Below are 13,539 nucleotides of genomic sequence, written 5' to 3' on the forward strand. Positions count from 1 at the left end.
GCCTCCTGAGGTTCGTCTCTACACATCTCCTACCACGGTGCGCCGCGAGACAGCTAGTGCCGCAATGCCGATGACGACGGCAACCGCAAACGCCGCAATAAATCCCAGCCTCGGCGACATCGCCAAAATCGCCGCGAAAAGCGCCCCCGTGCCGGCAAAGGCGATCGATTGTCCAATAGCTTCGGACAGCTGCAGCGCGGAGCTGTTGACACCGTGCTCCGATTGGGGCGAATACCGCAAGATGAGCACCGCCAGCGTCGGATATGCAAGGCCCATTCCGGTTCCGGCCATTGCCCAAAAGACCAATCCGACCGCGACGGGCACCGGTTGGAACACCGGCAACAGCGCGCCGGCAATACCGACAGTCAAAAATGCGGCGGCTACCGGCATCCGCACCGGAACGCGTATCTTGCCGCGGCCGGCCAACCACGCGCCGCAAAACCATGCCACCGAGCCGATGCTCAGGGCCAAGCCGGCCATGGCCGGCCCGAATCCGCGCGCATCGGTGAGCAGCAACGGTATGAACACTTCGGCGATTCCGAACGCCGCGGCAATCAGCCCGCGCATGGCCACCACGCTCGGGATACCGCGGACGGCCCGCCACACTCCGGCCGGCATCAGCCGGGGCACCGTCACAATCACTATGCAGGCGGCGACTGCCAATTCGACCGGCCACCACGCGTCGGCACGCTCACCCCCACGGCTGAACAAGAACACGCCCGCCGCGGCTCCCACCGCCCACAGCGGCTTGCGCCCGACAGCCGACCGCGGTCCATCGACGGCAGCCCGCAGCCGTCCGACCGAGGGCCGGAGCGCGAAAAGCCCGGCAAGCGCGAGCACCGGAACGGCCAGGAATATCCACCGCCACCCCACCGTCGCCGTGACGAACCCGGCCAGTGCCGGTCCGACAAGTCCCGGCAACACCCAGGCAGCGCTCAACACGGCAAAGAGCTTCGGCTGCAGTTCTCCAGGGAACAGGCGGCCAACGACCACGTAAAGGCTGACTGCCACAAGTCCCGTGCCAAGGCCCTGCAATGATCTACCGGCGACGACCACCCACATGTTCGGGCTGAACCCGACGGAGAGCAGTCCGGCCGAAAAGACGACGATGCCCACTTGCAGCGGCACTCCCGGCCCCGACCTGTCGTTCCACACGCCCCCGACCGTGAGCGCGAAAATGCTCATGGTCAGCGGCGCGGCGAATGCGAGCCCATAGAGCTCGATCCCATGCAGCTCACGCGCCATTGTCGGCATCGCGGTCGTGACTGCGAACAATTCAAAAGCCGTGAGAAAATCCAGGGCGAACATCACCACGACAGTCGTTCGGACCCGGGGGTCGGCAAGCGACGTCGGCGCACCATGCGTCGATTGCTCAGTCATTCGCGTCCAGTCATTCGGATCCGGTTGTCGTCGGCTCGTTACCGCCGTCCCGCCGGTCGAGCGCTGTCGAACAATCCGTCCTCGTTCTGCATCAACAGCCTGTCCGGCCGGGGGAAGCCAATTCTCACAGCTTAGAACCTGCCCCGGAGCGTGGGGTATTCCGGCCCGTGTTCCGCGGAGTTTCGACGCGCCGGGCTCTGTGTACGTGTGCTAGAGATGAAGCATGGACACCAGCGCGCAGTCATCGATCGCCGACGCAGTGGACGACGCGCGCCGGGCATTCGCCGAGTCCCGCAGCAAGCCCGTCCGTTGGCGTCTGGCCCAGCTCGACGCGCTGGAGACCATGCTGACGCACCAGACCGCCGACTTCGAAGCTGCGTTGCAGCACGACCTCGCCAAAAACCCTACCGAATCCTGGCTGACCGAGATCGGGTTCGTCGTCGGCGAGATCGCGCACACGAAAAAGCACCTCCGATCGTGGCTGGCCCCGCGCCGCACGCGCGTACCGGCCAGCCTGCAACCCGGCACGGCAACGGTCTTGCGCGAGCCGCTCGGCGTCGTCCTGGTCATCGCACCGTGGAACTATCCGATACAGCTGGCCCTCGGCCCCCTCGTCGGAGCGCTGGCAGCCGGCAACACGGCAGTGGTCAAGCCGAGCGAGCTGGCGCCTGCCACCGCAGCAGCCATCGCCAAATACCTGCCCGCGTATCTGGACGAGGACGCCGTCCGCGTCGTGCAGGGCGGGCCCGAGGAGACCTCCGAGCTGCTTACCCACCGCTTCGACCACATTTTCTACACCGGTAACGGACGGGTCGGTCGCCTTGTCATGGAAGCCGCAGCCAAGCACCTCACGCCCGTGACGCTCGAGCTCGGCGGAAAATCGCCGGTGTTCATCGACGAATCGGTGGACTTGCCTGCTGCGGCCGACCGCATTGCCTGGGGCAAGTTTCTCAACGCCGGCCAAACGTGCGTGGCACCCGATTACGTACTCGGCACCGCACGCACTTTGGAAAAGCTCGCACCGCTCCTGGCGGTCTCTATTCAGCGCATGTTCGGCCGCGACCCCTCGACCAGCGCCGATTACGGGCGGATCGTCAGCGACAAGCATTTCCACCGGCTGTCGGCATTCGTCCCGGTCGGCACACCGGGAGGGCCGGCCGGGTTCGGCGAGCCGGATCAGCGGACGCGGTATCTGCCGCCGACGGTGCTTCCGCGAACGGCCCCCGACGCGGCGGTCATGCGCGAAGAGATCTTCGGCCCCGTCCTGCCGCTCGTCGAGGTCGACGGGCCGCACCAGGCAATCGCCATGATCAACGCCGGCGACAAGCCGCTGTCGCTGTACGTGTTCAGCAACGACAGGTCGGTGCGGAAGACGTTCACGTACGGCACGTCGTCCGGCGGTCTTGGATTCAACGTGCCGGTCGCGCATCTGATGGTGCCGGATTTGCCGTTCGGCGGCGTCGGCGGATCCGGGATGGGCAGGTATCACGGCGAATATTCGGTCGACACATTCAGCCACCAGAAGGCAATTTTCTCCAAGCCGCTGCTCCCGGACACGCTTGCCGCCGTCTACCCGCCGTTCTCACGGGTCAAGGACGTGTTGATTCGCCGCGTCATCGCCCCCATGCGCCGCGCGAAAGGTGGATAGGTGCCCGGTTACCGGCCGGTAACCGGGCACCTATCCGGCACTCGGCGCGCGGTGACGTATGTGGCCCTCGTGCACGGCGCCGCAACCGACGACCCGGCTGTCTGGGCCGCCACATTGCTTGCCCGGGTGGTCCGGCGCTGGTCGGAACGCGAGGAATACACGGTCGAGATCACCGAGTGCCCCGCCGAGTGCCGGTTGCACCCCGGGCGCCACAGGCACTTGCGCCTCACCCGGGACGGCCGCACCGAAAACGTGGATCTCGAAGCTGTCTACTGGGGCTCGCTGGTGCGGGCCGGCTCGTGGTGGACGACGCTGGGCCGGGCTTTCCACATCGGCGGTGCCGTGCTGCTTGCCGACTTCGCGGCGGTGTGGTCGTCGATCTTCGGCCGTCACGCGTATCGCAATGCGCCCGCGCCCGGCCCGATATTGGCTCTCGGCCGGCTGCTGACGCTTTTGGTCAGGCTGCTGGCCGCACCGCTCATCGTGGCCGCGATCTTCGTCATGGCCGGCATCGGACGGTTCCGGTTGATGGTCGACGATGCGTACGTCTGGTTGACCGACGATCGGGAGCGCGCCGAGATCGTGCACACCGTCACGGACGCCGTCATCCGCGCCCGCGCCGAGCGCGTCGTGTTGGCCGGACATTCACAAGGCGGCTCGGTCGTGCTGGGCGCGCGCAAGCGGCTTCTGGCGGACGGCCACCTCTCGGCCGCCGACCGGGTGACGACATTCGGCAGTGCCGATCCGCTGTTGCAGACGGTTCGTCGGCTCGGCATTCAAGAAGGTCTCGGCCGCTACTGGGCTTTGCTGGCAGCGCTTTGGGTGCTCTCGGTGATTGTGGCGGCCGCGCCGGCGGCGGCGTTGATCGCACTGATCTTGCTCACCGGCAAGGCAATTGCCGCCGTCTTGGCCGCCGCCGGTGCGCTGTGGCGTTTGGCCCCGGACGCCGCGCCGGCCGTCGCCGCACATGCGTTCCCGTCGTTTGCCGACATGTTCGCACGCATTGCGCCGGCCCTGGCCATCAGCCTCGTTCCCGCTGCCGCGTCCGTCCTGATCATCACGGCCATCTTGCAGCGCACCGGTTTAGCGCGCCGGATCCTGGCCGGCCCGGACCACCGGCCGACGATTCCGGGGCACGACGTGCTGGCGCGCGACGATCCGATGGCGCCGCTCGTGCGGGCCATCGGCGACCCGCAGCGCCTCAGACAGATTCCGCAGACCGCATCGATACTGCTCGATCACGAGGCGTATTTTCGCAATGCGGCCACCTCCTTGCCGACGCTGTTCGACGACGTGTGGCAACGCGCCGTCGGGGACGAGGCCGGGTCCGCAAGCCCGGACGACGCCACGGCCGGCTCCGACGCCGGGCTGTTGACGGCGCGCTATCGCACCGGCCTGCGGGCACGACGTATCGCCATATTCCTGGGCTGGGTCGCGGCGATCGCCGGAGCTGCGGTACTCGGGCCGCCGACCGGATCGTCCGCGTTGGTCTGGGTGCTCCTGGCCGCGGTCTCGGGAGGAGCCGTGTCGGCGCGGCTCGCCCTGCTGTGGACGTGGATGGAGCGGATGGACGTCGCTGCGCGCACCGGGCCGCACGTCGTCGCGCGTCGGGTGCGGCGGCGCCGAGTCCGGCGTTCGTTGGTCTTCACGGTGTTGTTGTTCGCGGCGTCGGCGCTGTCGCTGGGCGGAGCCGTCGAGACGCCGGATACGCCGGCCGGTTCGCATTACGCGCTGCAGCCGCCGGCTCTGGATCTCGCCTTGTTCGTCCTGGGAGCCGCGCTCTTGGCGTCCGCTATCGGATCTCTCGCGGGAACTCTGCTGGCCCGGATCGCGGGGATCACCTCCCTGCTGGCCTATTCGGCACTATGGCTCGTGCACGGACCGGCCGGCTGGATCGCCGTGGGCATCTGCGCGGCCGGTAGCGCGTACGCGGTGGCGGCCCGACGCTCGGCGGATTGAGGACGTCGTCAGGGCCCGATCCGCAGCTTCGCCGAGCGGACGCCGAGCCGGCGGCTGAGTACGAGACACGCCGCGCCGATGGCGCCGACGTCTTCGCCAAGCTCCGTACCGTCGACCCGGGGCGAATGGAACTCGCGCCCAATTGCCAGTTCATCGACGATTCCCGGCACCCTGGCCAAGAACCGGTCCGCGATCCGCGGCCAAAAGGGGCCGCCAAAGACGACCCGGTCGACGTCGAGCAGATTCGTGATCACCGAGATGCCGCGAGCGACCCGGTCCGCCGCCGTGTCCAGGATCGCGCCGGCACGCTCGTCGCCGGCGCCGGCCGCGTCGCACAACCGGGTGAAGCTCGCGCTGATGGCCGGGCCGCTGCGCGACACCCGGTCGTCGGGGATCACCCCGAGCGATTCGGCCTCACGGACCAGGTTCGAGGGCATGCAGCAGGCCGACAAGCAACCGCGTAAGCCGCATTCGCACGGTGGGCCGTCCGGATCGACGATGATATGTCCGATCTCGCCGGCGTTGCCGGACGTGCCGCGCACCACCTCACCGGCGTGTACGACGCCGACGCCGAACCCGGTTCCGACGTAAAAGAAGACGAAATCGTCTGCCGTATCGCTTCCGGCCCACATCTCGCCGATGGCCACGGCAGCCGTGTCCTTGCCGGATTCCACGGCAAGCGACGTCTCTTCGGCAAGGATGCGACGGAACGGCACCCGGTGCCAGCCGAACAACAGCGGCGGGTCGACCACTTCGGAGGCATCTTCGTCAATGGGGCCGGGCGTGGCGATCCCGATGCCGGCGATGCGACCGCGATCGATCTCCGATTCGTCGACAAGCCGGCGCACTTGGTCGGCCACGAGCGCGATGATCCGATGTGGATCGGTGTCCAGCGGGGTCGGAATTGCCGCCCGCGCACGCGTCGCGCCGGCCAGGTCGAGCAGCACGCACGTGATGACGGCCGGGTCGAGGTGGACGCCGGCCGCGTACCCGCCGTCCGGGTCCAGCTTCACGATCGTGCGAGGCTTGCCGGGTCCGCGGGTCTGCTTACCGGACTCGACGACCATCCCGGCGTCCAGCAGGCGCCGGACGATGTTCGAGACCGTCTGCGCGGCCAGGCCGGTCTGGTCGCGCAGCACGGTGCGGCTCACGCCGTCCGGAGCCCGCCGTACGGCGTCCAGCACCACTGCCTGATTGAAGTCGCCCAGGTGCGCTAAGTTCGTGCCGGGATGCCTCGGCGCGGAAGGGCGTGGCTCGGAGTCCGTCATGACCGACCTCCTATTGTCTGCCCGTCCGCGTGGGCCTTGGCGAACATGCCCCTGACGATGCCGGCCACCGTGGATTCGGACAGGCCGAGGATCACCAGGACGCTGACGACCAGGGCGGCGCCGACCAGCACGGGCGAGTGGACGCTGAAGAACGGATAGACGATCAGCAGGCCGACATAGGTGATGGCTCGCATGGCGCCCGCCACCGGGATCCGTTTGCCCGCGATGAAGAACCGCACTATCGCATATGCCAGCAACACCGCGTACGGCAAGCTGATCAGCACGCCGAGGGTCGTCGACGTGTCGCCGGCGCCAAACGCACGCTGCGCGCCGCCGGCGAAAAACAACAAAGCCATGGACACGCTGCCGGCGAGCTGCACGCAGAACCAGGCAAGGATGACCCAGCGCAGCCACCCGGGCGTCGGCCATTCGGCGGGCGAAAAGAACCCCCGGCCTTCCCGCCGGGTGACGAGGAACCGTGTCACAGTCCAAATGGCGAGGAACGCCACGTACATGAGGGCCGCGGACGGCCGGAAGAAGTAGTCATTGGATTTGGTGACGAATTTCCCGACCTCGTCCATGAACAGACCAAAGCCGACGCCGCCGAGCACCGCAGCAATCACGTGCCGTTTGACGGAGCCGAGGAGCGCGATCATCAACGCGGCGGCCAGCGCCAGTCCGCCCCAAATCGAGTGGGCGATGTGCAGTGAGCCGCCGCCGACTTGGGGATATCCGGTCAACGCCAAACCTCCGCGGACCATGCCGATGGTGATCACGCCCGTCACGACGAACGTGTCCAGCAAGTTCAATCGGGACGCTGTGCGGGACATGCTTTCATTTTGACCGCAGCAGCGGCCCGGCGCTAATCGAGCCGATCGCGATTCCGGCGATCCCGGCACGGGCGGCGTCCGCGTCGCGGCGGCTGTTAGCGGGCGTAGTAGGCGGCGAGCCGTTCGATGCCCTGGTCGAGACTGACGCGCGGGCGCCAGGCCAAGGCTTCCCTGGTACGCCGCTGATCGAACCAGTGCGCCGTCGACAACTGCTCGGCCAGAAAGCGGGTCATGGGCGGCTCGTCGGTTCCGGGACGGACCCGCCACACCCGCTCGACGACTCCCCCGGCGGCCCGGGCCAGCGCGGCGGGTACGCGCAACGTCGGCGCGGGAGCGCCGGCAGCAGTGCAGATATCCGCCAACAGGTCGCCGACCGGTCTCGGCTCGCCGTTGGAAACGACGAAGGCTTCGCCGTGTACGTCGGGAACCCTGCGCAAGGCGGCGACAATCGCGTCCGCCGCGTTGTCCACGTACGTCGTGTCAATCAGCGCCGCGCCGTGGCCGAGCAACGGCAGACGCCCGGCCTTGGCGCGGTCGACGACGCGCGCGACGAGCTGAGTGTCTCCCGGGCCCCACACAATATGAGGCCTCACGGCAACGATCGGCATCGCTGCGGAGTCGGCCGCCAGTGCGGCGAGCTCGGCGACGGCTTTCGTGCGGGCGTAGTCGCCGCGGGCCCGGTCGGGGTCGGCGCGGCCGGCGCCCACTCCGACCAGCGAATCGCCGGCATGGGCCACGGACGGCGTCGAGACGAACACGAATCGTTCGACTCCGGCGGCGCGGGCGGCCGACACGACATTGGCCGAGCCGGTGATGTTGACGTCGTCGAATTCGCTGGGTCGGCCGTGGAACGACACCTTGGCGGCCAGATGCACGACGGCATCGACGCCGTCCATTGCGGCATCGACAGCGCCGCGATCGGCGACGCTGCCGCGCCGCTCGTCCACGCCGTCCAACTCGGACCTGCCGCGTTGGAACGTGCGCACGGCGTACCCGCGCTCAAGCAGGGCCCGGACGACGGCTCCGCCCAGAAAGCCGCGTGCGCCGGTCACCAGTACCGTCACGGCCGCCCCATTCGTCCGCCGGCAAGCACACCCGATGCCCACGCCGAGAGTCGTGCCCTGTCGACCTTGGAATTGTGACGCACGTCCGTGGGCAGTTCCGGCACCGTGATGATGGCCGCCACCGGGATAGCCACGGCGTGGCGTACTGCCGCGGCGAGTTCGGGCGGGGCCATCCGCGGCCGCCGGGTCGGCGTCGTGGTTTCGACCACTGCGACAACCTGCTGAGTGCCGGCCGGCCCCACGCCGGCCACGCCGGCTCGACGAACGCCGTCCACGGTTTCGATCAGCTGTTCCGGACGCACCGGGGTGATGACGCCGTCCGGCGACGTGATGACATGCCCGAGCCGACCTTCAACCCAGAGCCTGCCGCGGCCGTCCAAATGACCGACATCGCCCGTTGCGTGCCGGCCGGGGAATCTGGCGCTGCGGCGCTGCGTGGCCCAGAGCCTGTCATACCTGTCCTTGATGTGCGGGGCGGCGACAACTATCTCGCCGGTCACATTCGGCTCGGCGGTCAGCCGCGCGGCCGGGACGCCGGCGCCGTCCAGCGGGCTGATGCGCACGTCGGCCGGTCCGATCGGCACGCCGACGCACACCCCGTTGCCGACGCCGGCGTCCTCGATCTGCGGCAGATCGACGTCGGTGACCAATAAGGCCTCCGTCATTCCATACGGGGTGTGGATGCTCGCAGCCGGCATCAGCCCGGCGGCCGCCGTGAGCAGCGGCTGCGACAGCGGCGCGCCGGCGGAAAGGAAGAGGCGGACGGCGCGCAAGGTCTCGAGCCCGTCAGCGGTCAGCTCCGGGGCGGTGTCGAGCACGTTGGCCAAAGCAGCCGGCGAGGCGAAGACCGCTGTCGCGTCGACGGCGGCTGCCGCGTCGGCAAGCGCCGCCGCCGACAGGGTCTTCGGTTTCGTCACATCCATATCGGGGCTGACCGAGGTGGCGCCGAGAGCCGGGCCGAGCAGCGCAAACGGCGCAAATCCGGCGACAAGTGACGATCCGTGGCCGATGCCGTACCTGTCGGCCAGCGCGTCGCGCATGGCTTCGAGGCGGGCATGCGTGTAGACGACGCCCTTGGCCGGTCCGGTCGACCCGGAAGTGAACAGGATGGCGGCGTCGGCCGAGGCCGGCGGAGCCGGCGGTACGGCGTGGCCGGCGCCGTCGCGGATGACGTCGGCAAGCGTGAGATCGACACCGAGCAACCGCCGTTCGGGCGCGTTCAACGGGTCGACGGCAATGCGTTGTCCGGGCCAATTCAAGGCACGCGCGGCCGTCAGACCGCTGCGAATGGCGACGATATGGTCCGGGCCGGAACCCTTCACGGCGCGGCTGAGTCCCGCAATGCCGAGCCCGGCGTCGGCCACCACGACGACGGCTCCGATTCGCAGGCACGCGTACATGACGGCGGTGAGGTCGGCGCCCGGCTTGACCAACAGCGACACGCGGTCGCCGGCGCGGACGCCGTGAGCCGCGAGCCCGGCCGCCAGCGCCGTGACTTGTTCGGCAAGGCGCCGCCAGCTGACCACCCTCGGCCCGGTGAAGCCGGTCGGCGCCATTTCGACGAGCGCCGTGTCGTCGTCGCCGGCCAGTTCGTCGAGGTAGCGCCAAATGGGCACGCGGGCCCGGCCGACCGGCTCGACCCCAGCGCCCGGATCGGGCCGCGTAGCCGGTTCAGCCTGTGCAAGGACGTTCGGTGTTTCGGCGGCCGCGCCGTCGCCGGCCAGGTCCGTCAGCCAGTTCCGGATCGGACCGGCGATGTCGACGTCCTCGGCCAACAGGTGCCCGGCGCCTTCGAATCGATGGATTGCCGCTTGCGGCAGGCGTTCGGCAAGATCGCGCAAGTACCCGTCGGAGAAGATCGGATCGCGCGGCCCCCACAGCATCAGCGCCGGGACCGTCAGCGATGCGGTGCCGTCGGCGATCCGAGTCAATTCGGGAAAGCTCGGATGCGACGTCTCAACCGGGATATCGGCGACGAATGCTCCAATGCCGCGGCGACGGCCCGCCGTCCGGTAAGGGGCTCGATAGGCGCGTCGCACCTCACCGGAAAGTCGCGGGTGCGCAAGCGACAGCGTTGTGTCCAAAAAGGCGGTTGTGGTCACCGTGCCGGCCGTGTGAACGGCCGGGGTGAGAGCAAGGCGCAGCGGCGAGGGAACGCTTCGGCCTGCCGGTTGGTGCACTGCCGTGTTGGTGAGGATGACGCCTGCCAACAACGCCGGGTGGTCGATGGCCCAGCCGAGCGAGACGACCCCGCCCCAATCGTGGCCCAGCGTGACGACCGGGCCCTCGACGTCCAGCGCAGCGGTCAACGCGGACAAGTCGGCGACCCGTTCGGGAAGAGTGCGCGCCCGCCCGGTGCGTTCGGAATAGCCCATGTCGAGCTGATCGACGGCGATGACGCGCCACGCAGGCGAGCCGGCGTCGTCCTGCGTCATGGCATTCATGACCGTACGCCAGAGATATGACCATGTCGGGTTGCCGTGAACACACAGCACGGTACCTGTGACCGTTCTACCCATTTTGGTCAGCTCATCGAGGTTGTCCTGGATGTGCCAGGTGTGCCGACCGTCCGGCCCATCAACGTCGACAAGTCGCGACAAGCGGGCGGAATAACCAGGCAGCCCCGCCGGAGGGAGTTCCGCCGGCAGTCCGCCGTCGAACTCGCTTGCTACCATTCGATCTCGGTCATCGCCGTGTTGAGGCCCGACCCGACTCCCATACACAGCACACGGTCGCCCGATCCGAGCGAATCGGCTTCACCGGCAAGCGTCAGCGGCAGCGAAGCCGGACCGACATTCCCGAAGTGCGGGTACGTCAACGGCACCTTGGCCCGATCGATCGACACGGCATTGAGGATGGCCGACGTGTGGACGTTACTGACCTGATGCATGACGTAACGATCCATGTCCGACCAGTTCCATTCGTCCTTTGCTTCATTCCACGCGTCCACGACGAGCTCCATGCCGCCTTCGAGCAGCAGCTTGGTGTCGGTCCGCATGCCGGAGACGTCGCCGACGCACACATCGTAATGCTGCGATGCCGCACGGGTGATGCCCCCTTTGACCGAGTGGGCGCCCGGGTGCTCCGACGTCGGTCCCAACACGGCGGCCGCGGCACCCGATCCGAGCGTGAGCGTGGCGAATTCATTGTTGAAGTCGGCGCGCGTGACGCCGGGCCGCAGCAATCGGTCGATGGTGGCGCGTTGCGCATCCTCCGAGTCCTCGCCGTCGACTACGACGGCATAGCGGATCTGTCCGGCATCGATCATGGTGGCGGCCAGGGTGATGGCGTTGACGAAGCCCAAGCATGCATTGGCGATGTCGAAGTTCATGGCGGACGAGGGCAGCCCGAGCCCGTGGTGGACCTTGACGGCGACCGACGGCTCCAGGTGCTTGCGCGTCACGGACGAATTGATGAGCATCCCGACTTCGGACGGCTCGATACCCGCCTCGGCGATGGCCTTGGCACCCACGTGCACCGCGGCGTCGTCGAATGCCATCGTGTGATCCCACCAGCGCCGCTCATGCACGCCGGCGACCCGTTCCAGCAACGTGGCCGGAAGGTGCAGCCGGTTCAGGACCGGCTCGAGCTGTTCCTGGATGTGCTGGGACTGGATGACCCTTGGCGCCTCCATGCCGGTGATCGACAGCAAGGAGGTGTTGTGGTGACGAAATGTCCTATTACCTGTCAACGGGTACCTTCGGTTTCGGCGTTTCGCATTCGGTTTCGACCGCAGAAATGCCTGCGCCGCAGCCGATGAAAGGCACGCCGGACACCTCGAGTCTCACCTGATTCTTCCACTTTTTTTGCTTTGGTACACATTCGACCCATTACTATAGCTGCGAAGCGGCGGATAATTGCCGGTTCCGCCGGACCGCTCGCGGTACGCCGTGCACCTGAATATGAAAGGCACCCCTTGACGACGACGTCTGACATCTGCCGGAGATCCTGGGCAGATCGCGAGGCCATGGCCGAGGCCATGATCCCCTTGATCGGCCGCCTGTACCGCGACAACAACGTGGTCGTGTCGATCCACGGCCGGTCGCTGATCAACCAGTCGGTGATCAGCATTTTGAAGGCACACCGCTTTGCCCGTCAGATCGACGAAGTCGAACTGCCGCTTGCCGAAACGCTGCCGATCCTCCAAACCCTTGCGGGGCTGGAACTCGGGCAGGCGTCCATTGACATCGCCCGGCTGAACGGGCGCTTCCACGACGACGGGGCCGGTAGAACGCTCGAGGAGTTCCTCCGTGACGAGCTTTCCGACATCATCGGACAGTCCGGCAAGGACTCGTCGGGAAGTCGGGACGTCGTCCTGTACGGGTTCGGCCGCATTGGCCGGCTGTTGGCACGGATCCTCGTCGAGCACGCCGGCGGCGGCCACGGCCTGCGACTGCGGGCCATCGTCGTCCGCAAGGGCTCCGAACGCGATTTGGTGAAGCGGGCCAGCCTCCTACGCCGCGATTCGGTACACGGTCCGTTCAACGGCACCATCACGGTCGACCCGGAAGCGAACACCATCACGGCCAACGGCACGCTGATCCATGTGATCCATTCCTCGGATCCGGCGGCCATCGATTACACGCAGTACGGCATCGAGGACGCAATAGTCGTCGACAACACCGGCCGGTGGCGCGATGAAGAAGGACTGTCGCAGCACTTGCTCAGCAAGGGCACGTCCCGCGTCTTGCTGACGGCGCCGGGCCGGGGCGATCTGAAGAACGTGGTGCACGGCATCAACGATTCCGATATCACCGATGACGACGCCATCGTCACGGCCGCCTCGTGTACGACGAACGCCATCGTGCCGGTGTTGAAGGCCGTGAACGACGAATACGGAATCGTGCACGGGCACGTCGAAACCGTGCATTCGTTCACGAACGACCAGAACCTGACTGACAATTTCCACTCCGGCAACCGGCGGGGCCGCTCGGCAGCGCTGAACATGGTGCTCACCGAGACCGGCGCCGCCAAGGCCGTGGCGAAGGCACTGCCGGAGCTCGCCGGCAAACTCACGGGCAACGCCATCCGGGTGCCCACGCCGGACGTGTCGATGGCCATCTTGAATCTCACGGTCGAGAACGGCGAGACGAAAGAGCGCGTGAACGCCTATCTGCGACATATGTCGCTGGGGTCGTCGCTGCGCAAGCAGATCGACTACGTCGATTCGCCCGAGGTCGTGTCAACCGACTTCGTCGGGTCCCGCCGAGCCGGCATCGTCGACGGCCTTGCCACGATTTGCAGCGGAACGAACATCGTCTTGTACGTCTGGTACGACAACGAGTTCGGCTACAGCAGCCAGGTGATCCGAGTTCTCGAGGAAATGGCCGGCGTCCACCCGCTGTCGTTCCCGAAACTGTCATAGCAACGAAGAAGCCCCCACCCGGAAG

Annotated in this window: 9 protein-coding genes; 3 read left to right on the plus strand and 6 right to left on the minus strand. The window is 67.4% G+C overall.

Features of this window, described 5'->3' with window-relative positions:
* Positions 1 to 18: 18 nt before the first annotated feature.
* On the minus strand, positions 19 to 1,380 hold the full coding sequence (locus tag BJY26_RS15730; protein ID WP_179429134.1) for an MFS transporter: 1,362 nt from the start codon (positions 1,378 to 1,380) through the stop codon (positions 19 to 21).
* A 223-nt stretch (positions 1,381 to 1,603) separates the two neighbouring features.
* On the opposite strand from BJY26_RS15730, the gene BJY26_RS15735 reads away from it, so the two are divergent.
* Together BJY26_RS15735 and BJY26_RS15740 are read left to right on the plus strand one after the other, a co-directional pair.
* Positions 1,604 to 3,028: an aldehyde dehydrogenase family protein gene (locus tag BJY26_RS15735; RefSeq protein WP_179429135.1), complete on the plus strand. Its 1,425-nt coding sequence runs from the start codon at positions 1,604 to 1,606 to the stop codon at positions 3,026 to 3,028.
* Positions 3,029 to 4,987, plus strand: coding sequence for a hypothetical protein (locus BJY26_RS15740; RefSeq protein WP_179429136.1), 1,959 nt, complete (start codon positions 3,029 to 3,031; stop codon positions 4,985 to 4,987).
* An 8-nt stretch (positions 4,988 to 4,995) separates the two neighbouring features.
* On the opposite strand, the gene BJY26_RS15745 is transcribed toward BJY26_RS15740, so the two are convergent.
* From BJY26_RS15745 to BJY26_RS15765, 5 genes are all read right to left on the minus strand, one after another.
* A complete protein-coding gene (locus BJY26_RS15745) occupies positions 4,996 to 6,255 on the minus strand; it encodes an ROK family transcriptional regulator (RefSeq protein WP_179429137.1) in 1,260 nt (419 codons plus the stop codon).
* On the minus strand, positions 6,252 to 7,085 hold the full coding sequence (locus tag BJY26_RS15750; protein ID WP_179429138.1) for a hypothetical protein: 834 nt from the start codon (positions 7,083 to 7,085) through the stop codon (positions 6,252 to 6,254). The genes BJY26_RS15745 and BJY26_RS15750 overlap by 4 nt, the downstream gene beginning before the upstream one ends.
* A gap of 95 nt (positions 7,086 to 7,180) precedes the next feature.
* Positions 7,181 to 8,149 carry an NAD-dependent epimerase/dehydratase family protein gene (locus tag BJY26_RS15755; RefSeq protein WP_179429139.1) on the minus strand — a complete coding sequence of 323 codons (969 nt, stop codon included), beginning with the start codon at positions 8,147 to 8,149 and terminating at the stop codon, positions 7,181 to 7,183.
* Positions 8,146 to 10,824 carry an alpha/beta fold hydrolase gene (locus BJY26_RS15760; protein WP_179429140.1) on the minus strand — a complete coding sequence of 893 codons (2,679 nt, stop codon included), beginning with the start codon at positions 10,822 to 10,824 and terminating at the stop codon, positions 8,146 to 8,148. Before BJY26_RS15760 ends, BJY26_RS15755 begins: the two co-directional genes overlap by 4 nt.
* On the minus strand, positions 10,818 to 11,840 hold the full coding sequence (locus tag BJY26_RS15765; RefSeq protein ID WP_179429141.1) for a 3-oxoacyl-ACP synthase III: 1,023 nt from the start codon (positions 11,838 to 11,840) through the stop codon (positions 10,818 to 10,820). Before BJY26_RS15765 ends, BJY26_RS15760 begins: the two co-directional genes overlap by 7 nt.
* 225 nt (positions 11,841 to 12,065) lie before the next feature.
* Between BJY26_RS15765 and BJY26_RS15770 the strand changes: the two genes are divergently transcribed.
* Positions 12,066 to 13,514: a glyceraldehyde-3-phosphate dehydrogenase gene (locus BJY26_RS15770; protein ID WP_179429142.1), complete on the plus strand. Its 1,449-nt coding sequence runs from the start codon at positions 12,066 to 12,068 to the stop codon at positions 13,512 to 13,514.
* Positions 13,515 to 13,539 lie beyond the last annotated feature (25 nt).

Origin of the sequence: Spelaeicoccus albus, from assembly GCF_013409065.1 — a bacterium.
GTDB lineage: Bacteria > Actinomycetota > Actinomycetes > Actinomycetales > Brevibacteriaceae > Spelaeicoccus > Spelaeicoccus albus.